We start from the raw sequence: 17,328 nt of genomic DNA, 5'->3' as shown, positions 1-17,328 counted from the left end.
GCCATGTTAAAAACGATGCAAAAACACGGCGTCACACTGGCTGTCTTCGCCGCGGTCCTGACAGGCCTGACGGCCCTGGTCAATGCGTTGACCAAAACCACGATAGAAGAGCAGGCTACGAAGCAGCAAAAAGCGCTGTTCGATCAGGTGATCCCGTCCGATTTCTACAATAATGACCTGCAAAAAAGCTGCTTTGTGGTAGACGCGCCGCAGCTTGGGAAAGGTACGCATCGCCTCTTTATCGCCCGCAAAGGGGATAAACCGGTAGGCGCGGTGATGGAAGCGACGGCACCCGACGGTTATTCCGGTGCCATTCAGCTGCTCGTTGGCAGCGATTTCTCGGGCACGATACTGGGCACCCGCGTCACGGAGCATCATGAAACGCCGGGTCTTGGCGATAAAATTGAAACCCGACTGAGCGACTGGATTTTGCACTTCGCCGGTAAAGTTATTCATGGCGAAGGGGATACCGCGTTTGCGGTGAAGAAAGATGGCGGCGAGTTCGACCAGTTCACCGGCGCGACCATCACGCCGCGCGCGGTGGTGAACGCCGTAAAACGAGCCGGGCTGTATGCTGAAACGCTGCCCGCGCAAATCAACAATCTTCCGGCCTGTGAGGAGTAATCATGAGCCAGGTTAAAGAGGTTATCGTCCAGGGATTGTGGAAGAACAACTCCGCGCTGGTACAGCTTCTGGGGATGTGTCCGCTGCTGGCGGTGACATCCACCGCCACCAACGCGCTCGGTCTGGGTCTGGCGACCACGCTGGTGCTGACCCTGACCAACCTCTCCATCTCTGCCCTGCGCCGCTGGACGCCGTCGGAAATCCGTATTCCGATTTACGTCATGATCATTGCGTCGGTGGTCAGTATCGTCCAGATGCTGATTAACGCCTACGCATTTGGTCTTTACCAGTCGCTTGGGATCTTTATTCCCCTGATCGTCACCAACTGTATCGTGGTCGGGCGTGCGGAAGCCTTCGCGGTGAAAAACAGCCCGGCCATGTCGGCGCTGGATGGTTTTTCCATTGGCATGGGCGCCACGTGCGCCATGTTCGTGCTGGGCTCGCTGCGCGAGATCCTCGGGAACGGTACGCTGTTTGACGGCGCAGACGCGCTGCTCGGCGGCTGGGCCAAAGCGCTGCGCATTGAAGTGTTCCACACCGATACGCCATTCCTGCTGGCTATGCTGCCGCCTGGCGCGTTTATTGGCCTTGGCATGATGCTGGCGATAAAATACCTGATTGATGAAAAACGTAAGCGCCGCGCGGCAGAGCGCAGCGTCCAGGAAGGGATACCCGAGAAGGCCTCATGAATAAAGAAAAGCGCATTGCGATCCTGACCCGTCTGCGCGACGAGAACCCGCACCCGACGACGGAGCTGAATTTTAACTCCCCGTTTGAGCTGCTGATCGCCGTGTTGCTCTCTGCGCAGGCAACCGACGTGAGCGTCAATAAAGCTACCGCCCTGCTCTATCCGGTCGCCAATACGCCGAAGGCCATGCTGGAACTGGGCGTTGAGGGCGTGAAGTCCTATATCAAAACCATTGGCCTGTTTAACAGTAAAGCCGAGAACGTCATAAAGACCTGTCGGATCCTGCTGGAACAGCACGGGGGCGAAGTGCCGGAGGACCGCGCTGCGCTGGAAGCCTTACCGGGCGTGGGGCGTAAGACGGCGAACGTGGTGCTCAATACCGCGTTTGGTTGGCCTACTATCGCTGTGGATACGCATATTTTTCGCGTGTCTAACCGGACAAACTTTGCGCCGGGGAAAAATGTCGAGCAGGTCGAAGAGAAGCTGTTAAAAGTGGTTCCCGCCGAATTTAAGGTTGACTGCCATCACTGGCTGATTCTACACGGTCGTTATACCTGCATTGCCCGTAAGCCTCGCTGCGGCTCATGCATTATTGAAGATCTCTGCGAATACAAAGAAAAAGTCGATATCTGATTATCAAATCCCTTACCAAAAGAAGTGTAATCACACGCTCTTCTTTTGGCCGTTATTTGTTCGCCATTCCTTTCCATTAACCTGTCACTTGTTCGGTTGTTTAACGCTCCAACAGGTTAATACTTTTTTCATAGCCAAAAATTTCTATACATCTGTGATCGCGATCACCCTGATAACTTCATGTTGTATTTTTGTTATCAAAATCTGCCTAAACCCTTTGCGGCACAAGATATCTCTCCCTCAAAGCCGCATATCCAACCAGTGATTTTTCAGATTATGGGCTATATGACTGCCTCAAACGACAAATAGCAGAACATATCGCCAAAAGCCGGTCGGGGAGGGTAATTGCCAGTCGAAAAAACTACCTTTACTCATCGAATGAAATTTAACGCTGAATAACATTTGTATGAACCGACGATTATACCACTCAAGATATATGTAACAGAGTATTACAAACGTATTGCCAGATGGGGCAGGATAGTGAACATTACCCGCCGTTTCTCCTCCCAATATAACTATAAGGCGTATGGACTACGGCCATCACGCTATGAACACCCCCGTTAATATGGGATGTAAAAAAAGAGGTATATGTGTCTACTGCAAACAATAAACCAACAGATGAAAGCGTGAGTCTTAACGCTTTTAAACAACCTAAAGCGTTCTATCTCATCTTCTCTATCGAGTTATGGGAGCGTTTTGGTTATTACGGCCTGCAAGGGATCATGGCGGTTTACCTGGTAAAACAGCTGGGTATGTCCGAAGCCGATTCCATCACGCTGTTCTCTTCCTTCAGTGCTCTGGTGTACGGCCTGGTCGCTATCGGCGGCTGGCTGGGTGATAAAGTCCTCGGGACTAAACGTGTCATCATGCTGGGTGCCATTGTCCTGGCGATTGGCTATGGCCTGGTTGCATGGTCAGGACACGATGCGGCTGTTGTATACATGGGTATGGCGACGATTGCCGTCGGTAACGGTCTGTTCAAAGCGAACCCGTCCTCCCTGCTCTCTACTTGCTATAACAAAGACGATCCGCGTCTGGACGGTGCATTTACCATGTACTACATGTCCATTAACATCGGTTCGTTCTTCTCGATGCTGGCGACTCCATGGCTTGCAGCGAAATTCGGCTGGAGTGTGGCGTTCGCGCTGAGCTTCGTCGGTATGCTGATCACCGTGGTGAACTTCCTGTTCTGCCGCAGCTGGGTTAAAGATTACGGTTCAAAACCGGACTTCGAGCCTGTGCACATGGGCAAACTGCTGGCGACCATCGTGGGCGTGGTGATCCTTGCCGCGATCGCTACCTGGCTGCTGCACAATCAGGGTATCGCACGTGCGGTTCTGGCCGTGGTTGCGTTGGGTATCGTGATTATCTTTGCGAAAGAAGCATTCGCCATGCAGGGGGCTGCCCGTCGTAAGATGATTGTGGCGTTCATTCTGATGCTGGAAGCGATTATCTTCTTCGTTCTGTACAGCCAGATGCCAACCTCTCTGAACTTCTTCGCGATTCGTAACGTTGAGCACTCTATTCTGGGCATCGCGTTCGAACCGGAGCAGTATCAGGCTCTGAACCCGTTCTGGATCATGATTGGTAGCCCGATTCTGGCCGCGATCTATAACAAGATGGGTGACCGTCTGCCAATGCCGCATAAATTCGCTATCGGCATGGTGCTGTGCTCCGGCGCGTTCCTGGTGCTGCCGCTGGGCACCAAATTCGCCACCGACGCGGGTATCGTTTCCGTTAACTGGCTGATCCTGAGCTACGCTCTGCAGTCTATCGGCGAACTGATGATCTCCGGTCTGGGTCTGGCGATGGTGGCACAGCTGGTTCCGCAGCGTCTGATGGGCTTCATTATGGGTAGCTGGTTCCTGACCACTGCCGGTGCGGCAATTATTGCGGGTAAGATTGCGAACCTGATGGCTGTGCCGGAAAACGTCACCGATCCACTGGTCTCTCTGAACGTCTACGGTACCGTATTCATGCAGATTGGTATCGCTACGGCAGTTATTGCAGTTCTGATGCTGCTGACCGCTCCGAAACTGAATCGTATGACTCAGGACGACGACAAGACGGCGAAAGCGACCAAAACCGCAACCGCGTAATGTTATTGAGAAACGACGAGCCGCTAATGCATTAGCGGCTTTTTTTTTATCCGTGCGCGCACTAACATAGCTGAAACCTCAGCCAAAAGGAGTTACCGATGAAACTGTTCTATAAACCAGGCGCCTGCTCTCTTGCTTCCCATATTACCCTGCGCGAGAGCGGCAAAGATTTCACGCTGGATGGCGTTGATCTGATGAAAAAACGCCTGGAAAATGGCGATGATTATCTTGCCATTAACCCGAAGGGACAAGTTCCGGCGCTCTTGCTGGATGACGGTACTCTGCTGACCGAAGGTGTCGCGATTATGCAGTTCCTGGCCGATAGCGTGCCCGATCGCCAACTGCTGGCACCGGTCAGCACAATTTCGCGCTATAAGACGCTGGAATGGCTGAACTACATTGCGACCGAACTGCACAAAGGCTTTACGCCGCTGTTCCGCCCGGATACGCCGGAAGAGTTTAAGCCGACCCTGCGTGCCCTGCTGGAGAAAAAGCTGCAGTACGTCAACGCGTCGTTGAAGGACGATCAGTGGATTAGCGGGTCGCGCTTCACGGTTGCCGATGCGTATCTCTTCACCGTGCTGCGCTGGGCGCGCGCGGTTAAGCTGAACCTGGAAGGGTTAGACCATATCGCATCGTATATGAAACGCGTGGCGGAGCGCCCTGCAGTGGCTGCGGCGCTGAAAGCGGAAGGTTTGAATTAACCGAGCGGCCTGTGTTGCCGGGTGGCGCTGACGCTTACCCGGCCTACAAATTCCGTAGGTCCATGCAAGCGCAGCGCCGTCGGGCGGCGTCTAAAGCTGAGTTGCGCTGAAATAGTGCTCCGGCTTCGCGATACGATCCTGTGCCGCAACCACCTGCAGTTCATACTCCTGCATCTCTTTCGTCGCAATCATGATTTCGTACACCGCCGCCGTGGCATGCTCCAGCGCATCGCGCAGCGTCGCCCCCTGCAGCAATTTCACCAGCAGCAGACCGCTGGTGACATCGCCAACCCCCACTGGCTGTCGCAGGCCAAAATCCACCAGCGGACGGCTGATATGCCAGGCGTCGTCTTTCGTCACCAGCAGCATCTCAAAACGGTCCTGACTCAGCCCTGCGCGCGCAAGGTGTTTTACCAGCACAACCTCAGGCCCCTGGGCTATCAGCTCACGAGAGGCGCTTACCGCCTCTTCTACGCTGTTCACCGGACGCTCGCAGAGAATTTCCAGCTCGACCAGATTTGGCGCAATGATATCGCTGGCGGGCAGCGCATGGCGGACGTGAAACTCTGCGACGCCTGGCGCCACGATACAGCCTTTCTCCGGATGTCCCATGACGGGGTCGCAGAAGTATTTTGCCGACGGGTTTGCTGCTTTCACCTGGCGTACGATGCCGAGGATATGCTCCCCCTGCTCCGCTGAGCCGAGGTAACCGCTCAGTATGGCGTCACAGCGTTTGAGCTGGTCGATATCGGCAATCCCCTGCACAACCTCTGTGAGGTGCGAAGGCGGCATCACACAGCCGGTCCATTTACCGTACTGCGTGTGGTTGGAGAACTGGACGGTATTGAGGGGCCAGACGTTGACGCCGAGGCGGCGCATCGGGAATTCCGCTGCGCTATTGCCAGCATGTCCAAAAACAACGTGGGACTGAATGGCGAGGATGTTCTTCATTTTTGCTTACCAAACCCTGAAAAAAACAAAAAGGGGCGTGGTTTCCCACGCCCCTCGAGACCGTTAATTATTTCCAGCAGACAAGGCAGTAATTTTTCTTACCGCGACGCAGCAGCGTGTAGCGGCCATACAGGCGGTCGCCGTCAACGAAGGTGTATTCCGGGTCGGCCTGTTTCTCACCGTTGATGGTGATCGCGTTAGACGCGATGGTCTTACGCGCCTGACCACGGGAAGGCTGCAGCTCAGAGTCCACCAGCGCCTGCATCAGGTCAGCCCCTTTTTCCATCTCAACCATTGGCACGCCGTCCTGCGCCAGCTGCTCGAAGTCCGCTTCGCTCAGATCGCTCAGGGTACCGTTGAACAGGCTCGCCGTAATGCGTTTTGCCGCGGCCAGACCTTCTTCACCGTGGACCAGTTTGGTCACTTCATCTGCCAGCACGTACTGAGCACGTGGCGCTTTACCGCTGTTCTTGTCTTCTTCTTCCAGCGCATTGATTTCTTCAATGTCCATAAAGGTGAAGAACTTCAGGAAGCGGTAAACATCGGCGTCCGCCGTGTTGATCCAGAACTGGTAGAATTTATACGGGCTGGTTTTCTTCGGATCAAGCCATACCGCGCCGCCTTCAGTCTTACCGAATTTGGTGCCGTCTGCTTTGGTGATCAGCGGAACGGTCAGACCAAAGACCTGGTTCTGGTGCAGGCGACGGGTCAGATCGATACCGGAGGTAATGTTACCCCACTGGTCAGAACCGCCAATCTGCAGGGAAACGCCGTGCAGTTTGTTCAGGCAGGCAAAGTCATACCCTTGCAGCAGGTTGTAAGAGAACTCGGTAAAGGAGATACCCTGGTCGTCACGGTTCAGACGCTGCTTCACGGCTTCTTTGTTAATCATCTGGTTAACGGAGAAGTGCTTGCCGATGTCACGCAGGAAGGTCAGCACGTTCATGCTACCAAACCAGTCGTAGTTGTTCGCGGCAATCGCGGCGTTATCACCACAGTCGAAGTCGAGGAACGGTGCAACCTGTTTGCGGATCTTATCCACCCACTCCTGCACGGTATCTTCGGTATTCAGTTTACGCTCAGCGGCTTTGAAGCTTGGGTCGCCAATCAGACCGGTCGCGCCGCCCACCAGGGCAACAGGCTTGTGGCCTGCCATCTGGAAGCGTTTCAGGCATAACAATGGAACAAGATGCCCCAAATGCAAGCTGTCAGCGGTGGGATCGAAGCCGCAATAGAGCGCGATCGGGCCTTGCGCCAGTCGCTCTGCTAACGCTTCCTCGTCCGTCACCTGGGCCACGAGGCCCCGCTCTTGCAATTGTTTAATCAAGTTACTGCTTGCCATCAAATTCTCCATGTATAAACGACTGCACCTTTGCCGGTACACGACTTTTCGCCTGATGCGAAAGGACCATAGAATAAAGCGCAAGCGCGGTGTGCGCTAGCGCTTAAATCAACAAATTTCGGGGATTACGGTGCCAGTCTGTCGATTTTCCAGCCGCCATTCTCGCGCTGGTATAAAAAGCGGTCGTGCAGGCGATGTTCCCCCCCCTGCCAGAACTCCATCTGCTCAATCGGAATACGGAAGCCGCCCCAGAAACTCGGCAGCGGGATTTCACCCTGCTGGAACTTCTGCTTTAGCTCGAGGAATTTACTTTCCAGCACGCCGCGGGCAGAAATGCGGCTGGACTGTTTTGATACCCAGGCGCCAATCTGGCTGTCACGCGGACGGCTGTGGAAATACTTCACCACTTCCAGCGTCGAGAGACGCTCGGCTTTGCCTGTCACCATCACCTGACGTTCCAGCATGTGCCATGGAAACAGGAGACTGATACGCGGATTTTTTTCTAAATGATGCGCTTTGCGGCTGCCCAGGTTGGTATAGAACACCAGTCCTTTCTCGTCATAATGCTTGAGCAATACGATGCGCTGATACGGTTGGCCGTTTTCATCTACCGTCGCGACAACCATTGCCGTTGGGTCGGCAAGTTTCGCTTCGCAGGCCTGTTTCAGCCAGCGTTCAAAAAGCACGAGGGGTTCAGCGGGAAGGTCCTGGCGGCGCAGGCCGCCTTTGGTGTATTCACGGCGCAGATGCGCGATTTGCTGCAGTTCGTCGTTATCTGACATGGCGTTAGCTGACATTGAGATTGGGTGGCGCTATTGTGCGCCGCCCCTGTGAAAATCTCAACGCTTCGGATTTTCGAGCTGGCAATTGTTCAGCACAATGCGGTCGCGTTTGTAGACCGTGGCACTGTCGCCTTTTGACCAGAACACATAGATACCGTCGGTATAACGTGCACCTGAGGCCGACATGCCCTGCTTCAGCGTCAACAGTTTATTGTCGTAAACAAAGCTGGCTTCCTGGCGCGGATTATTCAGCTTCACGGTCAGCGGTTTTTCGTCGCAGCGATACTCCAGCGTATCGGTCTGCATGCGCTCAAGGAGCTGGTTATAGACGCTGCATCCTGACAGCAACAAAGGGGCGACAATAAGAAGAAGTTTTTTCATGGGCGTATTCCGAAGACTTTCCTGGTCCTGGAGGGCATGCCTGCCCTCCTGTTTCATTCCATTCTAACGATGCCGCGCCGCGCTGAATTTCAGTTAACTCTGATTATGACGCGGATTGGCCGGGAAAATCGCCCCGAGAACGCTCGCCTCGCGCGCACCGGTTACCGACGGCAAATTCCCCGGGAGTCCTGCAATGGTTCGCCAGGCAAGCCAGGCAAATGCCAGCGCTTCCATGTCATCGCCACTGATGCCGGCCTCATCGGTCGTCGTCACTTCGGTACCCGGCAGTAGCCCTGCAAGACGCGCCATCACCAGCGGGTTGCGGCTTCCACCACCGCATACCAGCAGGCGTTCACACCCGCCGCTGAGAAGCACCTGCTCGGAGATCGACACGGCCGTAAGCTCGGCAAGTGTCGTCTGGACATCCTGCGGCGCGAGCGCCGGGAATGGCGCCAGTTGGCGCTCAAGCCAGCCTAAGTTGAAGTATTCACGTCCCGTGCTTTTAGGTGCCGGCAAGGCAAAATAAGGATCGCTCAGCATGGACTGCAACAGCGGGATAATCACTTTACCCTCGCTCGCCCACTCCGCGTTTTTATCATACGGTTGGCCACACTGACGCCAGATCCAGGCATCCATCAGCATATTGCCGGGGCCGGTATCATAACCGCGGACCGGCTGGCCCGGGATAAGCATCGACAGATTGGCAATCCCACCAATGTTGAGCACCATCCGCCGCTCTGCTGGGTGTGCCAGCAACGCCTGATGGAATGCCGGTACCAGCGGCGCCCCCTGACCGCCAAGCGCAATATCGCGACGACGAAAATCGCCGACCACCGTGACGCCCGTTTTCGCCACAATCTGGTTATTATCGCCAATTTGCAGCGTGTGCGGGGCATCGCCGACGGGCTCGTGCCAGACCGTTTGTCCGTGACACCCGATGGCTACCACATCCTGCGGACGAAGATGTTCTTTTTGCATTAAAGCCTGCACCGCATCCGCAAACAGCGCCCCCAGGCGGACATCAAGTTGTCCAAGCTGGGAGAGGGTCAGCTGCTGCCCCTGACAGATACTCAGAATATCCTCTTTCAGTGAAATGGGAATTGGCCAGGTCAGGCTCGCCTGCTGCGCCACCATATTTTCGTCAATGGCGGCCAGAACGACATCTACCCCATCCAGACTGGTGCCTGACATCACACCAATGTAGCGACCCGATTTCATGCGCTTTCCTTACGTTGCGAGGGCTAAGGATATCCACTCAACCATAAACGACGCCGCTTTGCCATCCGGCGATAATATTTTTTAACAATCTCAGACGGGTAACGCGGGCAGATCCTGTTTATGTCTCGTTAAGTCAAATTCAAGTACAATTTTCCTATTGTTAGTGCAAAGATATGAACTATGGCCCCTTATGCCATATAATTTAGCCATAACGGATGCCCCCGATGGGGCGTTTTTGGTGAACAGGAGATTCAAATGATTTTACGTGTACTGGGCGTTTCGCTGATTGGTTTAACTCTGGCTGGCTGTGTGAACGACAGTTCACTCTCTGGCGACGTTTACAGCGCTTCTGAAGCGAAACAGGTTCAGAACGTGACTTACGGTACCGTTGTTAACGCACGCCCTGTACAGATTCAGGGTGGCGATGAAAACAACGTGATGGGCGCAATCGGCGGTGCCGTTCTGGGTGGTTTCCTCGGTAACACCGTTGGCGGCGGTACTGGCCGCTCTCTGGCAACGGCCGCAGGTGCCGTTGCGGGTGGTGTAGCAGGCCAGGGCGTTCAGGGTGCGATGAACAAAACTCAGGGCGTAGAGCTGGAAATTCGTAAAGACGACGGCAGCACTATCATGGTTGTACAGAAACAAGGCAATACCCGCTTCTCTGCAGGCCAGCGCGTTGTTCTGGCAAGCAACGGTAGCCAGGTGACCGTTTCCCCACGTTAATTAAAGGTAGATGTGGCCGTTGGGCCACATCTATTTACAATATATATCACCCTCGCAAATATATTTACAAAATACATTCGCCACATCCATTATTAATCACGCCGTATATTGTTTCTGCGCAAAGTATTTATTGTGCTAATTGATTAGACTCTTCGCAATTACCTTCTCTTCATACATTATAATTTTGTCAAAAACCTATATGCTTGCGAATCGTCGTTCTCTAAAGAGTCGTTATATCGCGTTCTGCCTCGGTTGCATTGTTGTCATCGGGATATTACAAACGCTATTTTTAAAACTCGTTGAATGGGTTCCTTCCTTTTCACCGCTTTTATTCCCTACGCTCACCATTTTCTTGCTGGTGTTTCACCTGTTTATTGCCTGTTTTATGGCGATGAAATACTGGTGTGACAGAAGGCGCTTGTATCTGATTGCGATCGCTTTCGCCTTTGCCGGTTCGGCATTGCTGATGGTCGGAACGCTGTCCAGCTTCCCTGCCTGGCTGGATCTCTATCAGTTCAACGTCGTGAACTACAACGATGCAATGATCTACTATATGTTCCGCCACCTCTTAATGGCGGTGCTGATACTGATTGCGGCAGTACTCTATACCACGCGCGATTATCCCGTTTCCCGGCTGGCGCATATCTCAATAGTGAGCGGCACGTTTCTCTTTACCGCCTGCGCAGTGGGGCTGGCCTGGCTCTATTCCAGCCATTCACCATTGTTATCCATTGACCTGGTTGATAATGAAACCCGTCAGTTTATGGTTCTCTGGAGCCAGTTCATTAATATTTCTTTAATTGTCCTCTGGATAGTGACATTAGCAACGCTGATGTTTGTTACGCGCGTGCGCAATTTATTCTGGGTGGGCGGTAATTTTCTCTGCGTCTGCTATATCGTCACGCTATCAATGCTGTTAGCGGGTGGACATGCCGAAGATATATCCTGGTATCGCGCCCGGTTATTTGAAACGGTCGCCACACTGCTGATTATTTTTGTTCTGCTCTACGATGTCTTCAGGCTGTATCGCGACTCGCACGTAAAATATCAGCAGTCCTATCAGAACTCGATTCGCGACCCGCTCACGCGCCTTTATAACCGCAGTTATTTCTATGAATCGTTAAATCAGGCGCTGGATATCGCTAAAGCTAACCGCCCTGTTTCCGTCATCGTCAGCGACCTCGATCGCTTCAAGCGTATCAACGACACCTATGGGCATCTGCAGGGCGACAAAGTCCTGCAGTTTGTCGCCAACCTGCTGATGGATTCCGTGCGCCCGCAGGACATCGCAGCCCGCATCGGGGGGGAAGAGTTTGTTCTGATGCTGACCAACACCTCACCAGAGGCGGCATTTCAGGTGGCTGAACGCATACGGTTGAATCTGAGCAGCTTTGATAGCACCAGCAGCGGGGGGCAGTTACCGGAGCCGATCACCATCAGCATGGGGGTGTTTACGGCTACGTCACCGGCGATAACCGCGGAAACGTGCGTGGAGAATGCCGATAAGGCGATGTATGAAGCGAAAGAGACAGGTCGTAACCGTGTGGTCGTGTTTAAGTAAAAAAGGCCTTGCTGCTGCAAGGCCTTATTGTTTGTCAGTCTCGCGACTGCAGCTCATGGATGTTTTGCTCGAGGCGTCCAATGAGGCTGATGAGCATTTCCAGCTCCGCCGGTGAAACACCTGACAGGATTTCACCGCGCGTTTTGGTAATCACAGCTTCCATTTCAGTGATGATAGGGGCTGCTTTCTCGGTAAGCTTAATCCGCTTAGCACGACGATCGCTGGCGCAGGTTTGCCGGGAAATCAACCCCTTCTCTTCCAACTGGTCAAGCGTACGTACCAGCGACGGCTGCTCAATCCCTATCGCTTTTGCCAGCTGAATTTGCGACTGATCGGGCGGCAGCTGATGAATGTTGTGCAGCGTGACCCAATGCGTCTGTGTGAGTTCCAGAGGTTTCAGGCGATGGTCAATCAGAGCACGCCAGACGCGTACCAACCTTGCCAGATCAGAACCTAATGGCGATTCCAATTTCATCTCCTTATAATTAGCTTGCTAAGTTATTATACTGATTTTAGAATAGTGTGCAGCATTTGTATTGCCAAAACAAATGCAATACTGCATTCATCGAACTTAAAAGTATGACTTACACTGAATTGTGATGCTTCACCCTACTAAGACAAGCCAACGCGGCATTCTGTTCACTGCAAAGGATTTCTGCCTGTGACGTTTTTTCATCACTCAGAGGGGTTACCCCTTCAGGACCTGATCTTCGGTGCGTCAGTCTACTTTCCTCCCCTGTTTAAAGCCGTTCTGGTGGGCTTTATTCTCTGGCTCATCGCACATCGTCTGCTTCGCGACTGGATGTACTCCGGCGAAATCTGGCATCCCATGTTGATGGATCTTTCCCTGTTTGCCCTCTCCGTCTGTGTGGGCCTTGCCGTTTTGACTGTGTGGTGAATATGTCTCTGAAAACGCTAAAGTACTTTTCCACCTTGTTTGTTCTTGCCCTCGCGCTGGTTGCGGGCTGGTGGATGTGGAATTTTTATATGCAGTCGCCCTGGACACGTGACGGTAAAATTCGCGCTGAACAGGTCAGTATTACCCCTCAGGTGTCGGGAAGTATCACGACGCTGCTCGTTAAGGATAACCAGTACGTTAAAAAGGGTGAGATTTTATTCCGTATCGACGATACCCCGTACCACATCGCGATCCTGAATGCCGAGGCGCAGCTGGCGAAAGCCCAGTCTGACCTGGCGAAAGCCAACAACGAAGCCAACCGCCGCCGGCATTTATCGCAAAACTACATTTCAGCGGAAGATTTAGACACCGCGAATATCAACGTGAAGGCCATGCAGGCGAGCGTCAACGTTGCCGAAGCCTCGCTAAAACAGGCTCAGTGGGAACTGACGCAAACGGTCATCACCGCCCCGGTCGATGGATGGGTAACCAACCTTTCCGCCCGCGTGGGAAACTATGCCACCACTGGCCAACCTGTTTTTGCTCTCGTCGACAGCCACTCCTTCTATGTCGTGGGCTATTTTGAAGAGACCAAACTTCGTCATATCCGCGAAGGGTCACCCGCCGCGATAACGCTTTACAGCGGCTCGCAAAAGTTACAGGGTCACGTATCCAGTATCGGCCGGGCTATTTACGACCAAAGCGTTGAAACGGATTCGGGGCTGGTGCCGGACATTAAGCCGAACGTTCCCTGGGTGCGTCTGGCCCAGCGCGTTCCGGTTCGCGTGGAGTTTGACCGTTTACCGCAGGACATCACTCTGGTATCCGGCACCACCTGCACCGTCGCCATCGGAACCCGTTAATGAAGTTGCCGGTTTTCTCCTGGCAAAACACGCCGTGGCTGAAAGCGACGCGTCCCCAGTGGCGCTACGCGCTGCGCAATGGCATTGCCATGTGTCTTGCGCTGACCGTCGCCTATTACCTGAACCTGGATGAACCCTACTGGGCGATGACGTCTGCAGCGGTGGTGAGTTTTCCCACGGTCGGCGGAGTGATCAGTAAAAGCCTTGGCCGTATCGCAGGCAGCCTGCTGGGCGCTACCGCCGCGTTGATTATCGCCGGCCATACGCTAAACGATCCGTGGCTGTTCCTGCTGAGCATGGCGACATGGCTGGGATGCTGTACCTGGGCCTGCGCCCATTTTACCAATAACGTCGCCTACGCTTTCCAGCTGGCCGGCTATACCGCCGCCATTATTGCCTTTCCGGTGGTTAACGTGCTCGACACCACCGAGCTGTGGGATATCGCTCAGGCGCGCGTCTGCGAAGTGATTGTCGGGATCCTCAGCGGCGGTTTTATGATGATGATCCTGCCCAGCACTTCCGACGGCACTACGCTCATCACCGCGCTGAAAACAATGCATGCCCGATTGCTGGAGCATGCGAGCCTGCTGTGGCAACCCGATACCAGCGATGACATCCGTCTCGCGCATGAAAAGGTTATCGGGCAGATCCTGACGATGAATCTGCTGCGTATTCAGGCCTTCTGGAGCCACTACCGCTTTCGCCGTCAGAACACCCTGCTTAATTATTTACTGCACCAGCAGCTGCGCATGACCAGCGCTATCTCCAGCCTGCGCCGGATGCTGCTCAACTGGCCAACGCCACCTGAAAGCACCCGAGCCGTGATTGAAACGCTACTCGCGGCCCTTGCGCGCCCGGATGCGGATATCTACACGGTCGCGCGCATTATTGCCCCGCTCGCTCCGGTTGATGACTACGACTACCGCCATCGCGCCTTCTGGCAGCGTCTGAACTACTTTTGCCGGCTGTACCTGCGCAGCAGTCGCTGGATTAATGCGGTTGAGAATGCAACCCCTCTGACAGAATTCAACGTCCCCGGCAGCCCCGCTCTTGCACGGCATACCGACTATCTGGAAGCACTGTGGAGCGGTTTTCGCACCTTCTGTGCGCTGATGCTGGTGGGCGCGTGGAGCATCACCACGCAGTGGGAATCCGGTACGGCAGCCCTGACGCTTGCCGCCATCAGCTGCGTGCTTTACTCCGTCGCGGCCTCGCCGTTCAACTCCCTGACGCTTCTGCTGCGCACGCTGGTGCTGCTGTCGCTGTTCAGCTTTGTGGTGAAGTTTGGCCTGATGGTGCAGATAAGCGATCTGTGGCAGTTCCTGCTGTTCCTGTTTCCCCTGTTAACCACTATGCAGCTTCTGAAGCTGCAAATGCCGAAGTTGGCCGGTCTCTGGGGACAGCTGATTGTCTTTATGGGCTCGTTTATCTCCGTGACGAATCCGCCAGTTTATGATTACGCCGATTTTCTCAATGACAACCTGGCGAAGATCCTGGGCGTGGGGCTGGCGTGGCTCGCTTTCGCGGTGTTACGTCCCGGTTCCGATGCGCGCAAGAGCCGCAGGCATATCCGGGAGTTACGGCGGGGATTTGTCGACCAGCTCAGCCGTAAACCGCATCTGCGTGAAAGCGAATATGAATCGCTGGTTTATCACCACGTCAGCCAGCTGAATAACAGCCAGGACGCGCTTTCACGGCGCTGGCTGTTGCGCTGGGGCGTCGTGCTGTTGAACTGTTCGCACGTGGTCTGGCAGCTTCGCGCGTGGGAAACGCGTTCCGACCCGCTGTCGCAGGTGCGTGATGTGTGTATCTCCCTGCTGCGCGATGTGATGAGTGAACGCGGCGTCCAGCAGCGACCGCTGGAAGCCACGCTGAATGAACTGCAGCGGAGCTGCGATACCCTCGCACGGCATCATCTGCCCGCAGCCCGCGATTTGGCGTCGATAATCTGGCGCCTGCACTGCTCGCTGTCGCAGCTGGAACAGGCGCCGCCACCGGGAACAATTGGGGATCAGATCACGCCGCAGGCATAACGTGCCCCGCCGCCGCCGAGTGGTTTAGGCTGATCGGACATATTGTCGCCGCCGACGTGGATCATCAGTGCCTTACCTTTCACCTCATCCAGCTTTTTTAGGCGCGGAGCAACAACGGGCTCTGTGGCTTTACCGTCGTTATTCACCACCAGCACGGGCAAATCACCCAGATGCCCCATACCTTCCGGCCCCTCATGCTTTCCGGAGTGTTGTGGATCAAGGTGCCCCCCTGCTGCTTCCGCCGCAGACGGTTTACCCTCTTTTAATGCGGGCTGACAGCTGCCTTTGGCATGAACATGGAAACCATGTTCGCCGGGAGGGAGTGCTTTGAGGTTCGGGGCGAACTCCAGTCCTTTATCGGTTTCAGTGATTTTCACCGTTCCGATGGACTGGCCCACACCCTGAGAGGTGACGAGATTCATTTCCACTTCGTCGCTGGCTGCCTGCGCCCCTGCGCAAACAACCAGCGTGACCAGTGCCAGAGCAAAACGCTTCATATGACCTCCGCTGGTTATTTTTTGCCCCTTAAGTGTATACCAGGGGCAAAGATTTCACCGGAAAGTCACCTTCTGGCGGTTTATGGCACGTCGTAACCCAGGGCGGCCTTGCGGATGCGGAACCACTGCTGGCGGGTCATCTGCAGCTCTTCTGCGGCCAGCGCAGAACGCACGCGTTCTATTTTGCCGGAACCGATAATTGGCAGCGGCTTTGACGGCAGACGCAGGATCCACGCGTAAACCACCTGTTCGATGCTCTCAGCGTTCAGTTCGCGGGCAATAGTTTCAAGCTCGTTGCGCAGCGGCTGGAATTCATCATCATTGAACAGGCGTCCGCCCCCCAGACACGACCAGGCCATCGGGCGAATGCGCAGCTGCTGCAGCTGATCGAGCGTACCATCCAGCAGCAGCGGCTGGTGTACCGGGGAGATCTCAACCTGGTTAGTGGCCAGGGTGAACGGCAGACGAGACTGAAGCAGTGCAAACTGCGCCGGGGTAAAGTTTGAAACGCCGAAGTGACGCACTTTCCCACTCTGATGCAGATTCAGGAAGGCTTCCGCCACCTCATCGGCATCCATGAGCGGGTCCGGACGGTGAATTAACAGCAGGTCGATACGATCGGTCGCCAGATTGACCAGCGACTGCTCGGCACTCTTGATGATATGCGCGCTGTCGGTGATGTAATGACCGAGGGCGTGTTCTGGTTTTGCCGTGGTGGCAATCCCACACTTCGTGACGATCTCCATGCGATCGCGGAGTGCCGGAACCAGCTTGAGGGCTTCGCCAAACGCGGCTTCACACAGGTAGCCACCGTAAATATCCGCATGATCGACAGTAGTGATACCTAAATCGATATGCTCTTCAATAAAGCTCGCCAGCTGGAGGGGGGACATATTCCAGTCCATCAGGCGCCAGTAGCCCATCACAAAACGGGAGAATTCTGGCCCCTGGGGGGCAAGGGTAATTCGCTGAACCATAACATTTTCCTCAAGGACGTAATGTCATGAGTATACGCAATTACCGTGTTAAAAAAGTGAAGGCTGCTGGGGTTCTTCGGTCTCACCGGCTTTGTTTGCGCGTATTTTGCGCTGAAGTCGCTGTCGACAAAGGCGAAGCACCTCTTGTTTTTGCGTGTCGCTAAAGTTTTGCCAGTTAAAACGCTCATCACGGGTACGCATGCACCCGCGGCAATAGCCGCGTTCATCCACCTGACAAATACCCCGGCACGGGCTCTGGATGGGGAAAAACTCCAGCTGCTCTGCCACACTCACCTCCAGATAACCGCTCTCACCTACAGTGAAGACGTTAAACGCGCCACGTGCAAGGGCTTT

19 protein-coding genes are annotated in these 17,328 nt (G+C 54.5%); 10 read left to right on the top strand and 9 right to left on the bottom strand.

The genetic code is table 11. The features are described 5' to 3' along the window. The first annotated feature begins 3 nt into the window (after window positions 1–3). From rsxG to gstA, 5 genes are all read left to right on the top strand, one after another. Entirely contained in the window at window positions 4–624 is a 621-nt protein-coding gene (gene rsxG / locus PYW49_RS01420; RefSeq protein ID WP_320385412.1) for an electron transport complex subunit RsxG, read from the top strand. 2 nt (window positions 625–626) lie between these two features. Further along, window positions 627–1,313, top strand: a complete 687-nt coding sequence (locus PYW49_RS01415) for an electron transport complex subunit E (protein WP_264438850.1) — start codon at window positions 627–629, stop codon at window positions 1,311–1,313. Further along, the gene (nth, locus tag PYW49_RS01410) at window positions 1,310–1,945 is read left to right on the top strand and encodes an endonuclease III (protein WP_320385411.1); all 636 of its coding nucleotides are present in this window, start codon (window positions 1,310–1,312) and stop codon (window positions 1,943–1,945) included. The genes PYW49_RS01415 and nth overlap by 4 nt, the downstream gene beginning before the upstream one ends. Before the next feature lie 590 nt (window positions 1,946–2,535). Continuing rightward, a complete protein-coding gene (dtpA, locus tag PYW49_RS01405; protein WP_134350031.1) occupies window positions 2,536–4,044 on the top strand; it encodes a dipeptide/tripeptide permease DtpA in 1,509 nt (502 codons plus the stop codon). A 98-nt stretch (window positions 4,045–4,142) separates the two neighbouring features. Further along, complete coding sequence (gene gstA / locus PYW49_RS01400) at window positions 4,143–4,748, top strand: glutathione transferase GstA (protein WP_134350030.1); 606 nt, start codon at window positions 4,143–4,145, stop codon at window positions 4,746–4,748. Window positions 4,749–4,838: 90 nt separating this feature from the next. Here the strand turns inward: gstA and pdxY are convergent, their stop codons facing one another. The 5 genes from pdxY to anmK all read right to left on the bottom strand — a co-directional run bounded on the left by pdxY (window position 4,839) and on the right by anmK (window position 9,422). Next, on the bottom strand, window positions 4,839–5,699 hold the full coding sequence (gene pdxY, locus PYW49_RS01395) for a pyridoxal kinase PdxY (protein ID WP_320385410.1): 861 nt from the start codon (window positions 5,697–5,699) through the stop codon (window positions 4,839–4,841). 67 nt (window positions 5,700–5,766) lie between these two features. Continuing rightward, window positions 5,767–7,041, bottom strand: coding sequence for a tyrosine--tRNA ligase (tyrS, locus tag PYW49_RS01390; protein WP_134350028.1), 1,275 nt, complete (start codon window positions 7,039–7,041; stop codon window positions 5,767–5,769). A gap of 125 nt (window positions 7,042–7,166) precedes the next feature. Next, window positions 7,167–7,823 carry a pyridoxamine 5'-phosphate oxidase gene (gene pdxH, locus PYW49_RS01385; protein ID WP_166790962.1) on the bottom strand — a complete coding sequence of 219 codons (657 nt, stop codon included), beginning with the start codon at window positions 7,821–7,823 and terminating at the stop codon, window positions 7,167–7,169. A gap of 57 nt (window positions 7,824–7,880) precedes the next feature. Next, entirely contained in the window at window positions 7,881–8,204 is a 324-nt protein-coding gene (gene mliC / locus PYW49_RS01380) for a C-type lysozyme inhibitor (protein ID WP_134350026.1), read from the bottom strand. 93 nt (window positions 8,205–8,297) lie between these two features. Continuing rightward, window positions 8,298–9,422 carry an anhydro-N-acetylmuramic acid kinase gene (gene anmK / locus PYW49_RS01375; protein WP_320385409.1) on the bottom strand — a complete coding sequence of 375 codons (1,125 nt, stop codon included), beginning with the start codon at window positions 9,420–9,422 and terminating at the stop codon, window positions 8,298–8,300. Between the two features lie 255 nt (window positions 9,423–9,677). Between anmK and slyB the strand changes: the two genes are divergently transcribed. Together slyB and PYW49_RS01365 are read left to right on the top strand one after the other, a co-directional pair. Beyond that, complete coding sequence (gene slyB / locus PYW49_RS01370) at window positions 9,678–10,145, top strand: outer membrane lipoprotein SlyB (protein WP_047348789.1); 468 nt, start codon at window positions 9,678–9,680, stop codon at window positions 10,143–10,145. A 199-nt stretch (window positions 10,146–10,344) separates the two neighbouring features. Beyond that, window positions 10,345–11,706: a GGDEF domain-containing protein gene (locus PYW49_RS01365; protein WP_320385408.1), complete on the top strand. Its 1,362-nt coding sequence runs from the start codon at window positions 10,345–10,347 to the stop codon at window positions 11,704–11,706. A 34-nt stretch (window positions 11,707–11,740) separates the two neighbouring features. Here PYW49_RS01365 and slyA read toward each other — a convergent pair whose 3' ends face one another. Continuing rightward, window positions 11,741–12,181 (bottom strand): transcriptional regulator SlyA, encoded by a 441-nt coding sequence (slyA, locus tag PYW49_RS01360; RefSeq protein ID WP_024909359.1) that lies wholly within the window; start codon window positions 12,179–12,181, stop codon window positions 11,741–11,743. A 186-nt stretch (window positions 12,182–12,367) separates the two neighbouring features. On the opposite strand from slyA, the gene PYW49_RS01355 reads away from it, so the two are divergent. Genes PYW49_RS01355 through PYW49_RS01345 form a run of 3 tightly spaced genes read left to right on the top strand, consistent with a single transcriptional unit; the run spans window position 12,368 to window position 15,500 of the window. Further along, window positions 12,368–12,604, top strand: a complete 237-nt coding sequence (locus PYW49_RS01355; RefSeq protein ID WP_320385407.1) for a DUF1656 domain-containing protein — start codon at window positions 12,368–12,370, stop codon at window positions 12,602–12,604. Window positions 12,605–12,606: 2 nt separating this feature from the next. Next, window positions 12,607–13,467, top strand: coding sequence for an HlyD family secretion protein (locus PYW49_RS01350; protein WP_320385406.1), 861 nt, complete (start codon window positions 12,607–12,609; stop codon window positions 13,465–13,467). After that, the gene (locus tag PYW49_RS01345) at window positions 13,467–15,500 is read left to right on the top strand and encodes an FUSC family protein (protein ID WP_320385405.1); all 2,034 of its coding nucleotides are present in this window, start codon (window positions 13,467–13,469) and stop codon (window positions 15,498–15,500) included. The genes PYW49_RS01350 and PYW49_RS01345 overlap by 1 nt, the downstream gene beginning before the upstream one ends. Here the strand turns inward: PYW49_RS01345 and sodC are convergent. From sodC to PYW49_RS01330, 3 genes are all read right to left on the bottom strand, one after another. Then, a complete protein-coding gene (gene sodC / locus PYW49_RS01340; RefSeq protein ID WP_094917650.1) occupies window positions 15,479–15,997 on the bottom strand; it encodes a superoxide dismutase [Cu-Zn] SodC in 519 nt (172 codons plus the stop codon). The genes PYW49_RS01345 and sodC overlap by 22 nt on opposite strands. 80 nt (window positions 15,998–16,077) lie before the next feature. After that, window positions 16,078–16,974, bottom strand: a complete 897-nt coding sequence (locus PYW49_RS01335) for an aldo/keto reductase (protein WP_134350021.1) — start codon at window positions 16,972–16,974, stop codon at window positions 16,078–16,080. A gap of 48 nt (window positions 16,975–17,022) precedes the next feature. Then, the gene (locus PYW49_RS01330) at window positions 17,023–17,262 is read right to left on the bottom strand and encodes a DUF1289 domain-containing protein (RefSeq protein ID WP_134350020.1); all 240 of its coding nucleotides are present in this window, start codon (window positions 17,260–17,262) and stop codon (window positions 17,023–17,025) included. Between the last annotated feature and the right edge of the window lie 66 nt (window positions 17,263–17,328).

Origin of the sequence: Enterobacter chinensis (assembly GCF_034008295.1) — a bacterium.
Classification (GTDB): Bacteria; Pseudomonadota; Gammaproteobacteria; order Enterobacterales; family Enterobacteriaceae; genus Enterobacter; species Enterobacter chinensis.
The sequence above is the reverse complement of the archived record's forward strand: the minus strand, read 5'-3'. Positions and strand labels throughout refer to the sequence as shown.

Bases quoted from the DNA above. Each gene is read 5' to 3' on its own strand.
- pdxH (WP_166790962.1), bottom strand. From the start codon at position 7,823: ATGTCAGATAACGACGAACTGCAGCAAATCGCGCATCTGCGCCGTGAA.
- PYW49_RS01335 (WP_134350021.1), bottom strand. From the start codon at position 16,974: ATGGTTCAGCGAATTACCCTTGCCCCCCAGGGGCCAGAATTCTCCCGT.
- nth (WP_320385411.1), top strand. From the start codon at position 1,310: ATGAATAAAGAAAAGCGCATTGCGATCCTGACCCGTCTGCGCGACGAG.
- mliC (WP_134350026.1), bottom strand. From the start codon at position 8,204: ATGAAAAAACTTCTTCTTATTGTCGCCCCTTTGTTGCTGTCAGGATGC.
- sodC (WP_094917650.1), bottom strand. From the start codon at position 15,997: ATGAAGCGTTTTGCTCTGGCACTGGTCACGCTGGTTGTTTGCGCAGGG.
- PYW49_RS01345 (WP_320385405.1), top strand. From the start codon at position 13,467: ATGAAGTTGCCGGTTTTCTCCTGGCAAAACACGCCGTGGCTGAAAGCG.
- slyA (WP_024909359.1), bottom strand. From the start codon at position 12,181: ATGAAATTGGAATCGCCATTAGGTTCTGATCTGGCAAGGTTGGTACGC.
- PYW49_RS01365 (WP_320385408.1), top strand. From the start codon at position 10,345: ATGCTTGCGAATCGTCGTTCTCTAAAGAGTCGTTATATCGCGTTCTGC.
- gstA (WP_134350030.1), top strand. From the start codon at position 4,143: ATGAAACTGTTCTATAAACCAGGCGCCTGCTCTCTTGCTTCCCATATT.
- pdxY (WP_320385410.1), bottom strand. From the start codon at position 5,699: ATGAAGAACATCCTCGCCATTCAGTCCCACGTTGTTTTTGGACATGCT.
- PYW49_RS01415 (WP_264438850.1), top strand. From the start codon at position 627: ATGAGCCAGGTTAAAGAGGTTATCGTCCAGGGATTGTGGAAGAACAAC.
- slyB (WP_047348789.1), top strand. From the start codon at position 9,678: ATGATTTTACGTGTACTGGGCGTTTCGCTGATTGGTTTAACTCTGGCT.
- tyrS (WP_134350028.1), bottom strand. From the start codon at position 7,041: ATGGCAAGCAGTAACTTGATTAAACAATTGCAAGAGCGGGGCCTCGTG.
- PYW49_RS01350 (WP_320385406.1), top strand. From the start codon at position 12,607: ATGTCTCTGAAAACGCTAAAGTACTTTTCCACCTTGTTTGTTCTTGCC.
- anmK (WP_320385409.1), bottom strand. From the start codon at position 9,422: ATGAAATCGGGTCGCTACATTGGTGTGATGTCAGGCACCAGTCTGGAT.
- rsxG (WP_320385412.1), top strand. From the start codon at position 4: ATGTTAAAAACGATGCAAAAACACGGCGTCACACTGGCTGTCTTCGCC.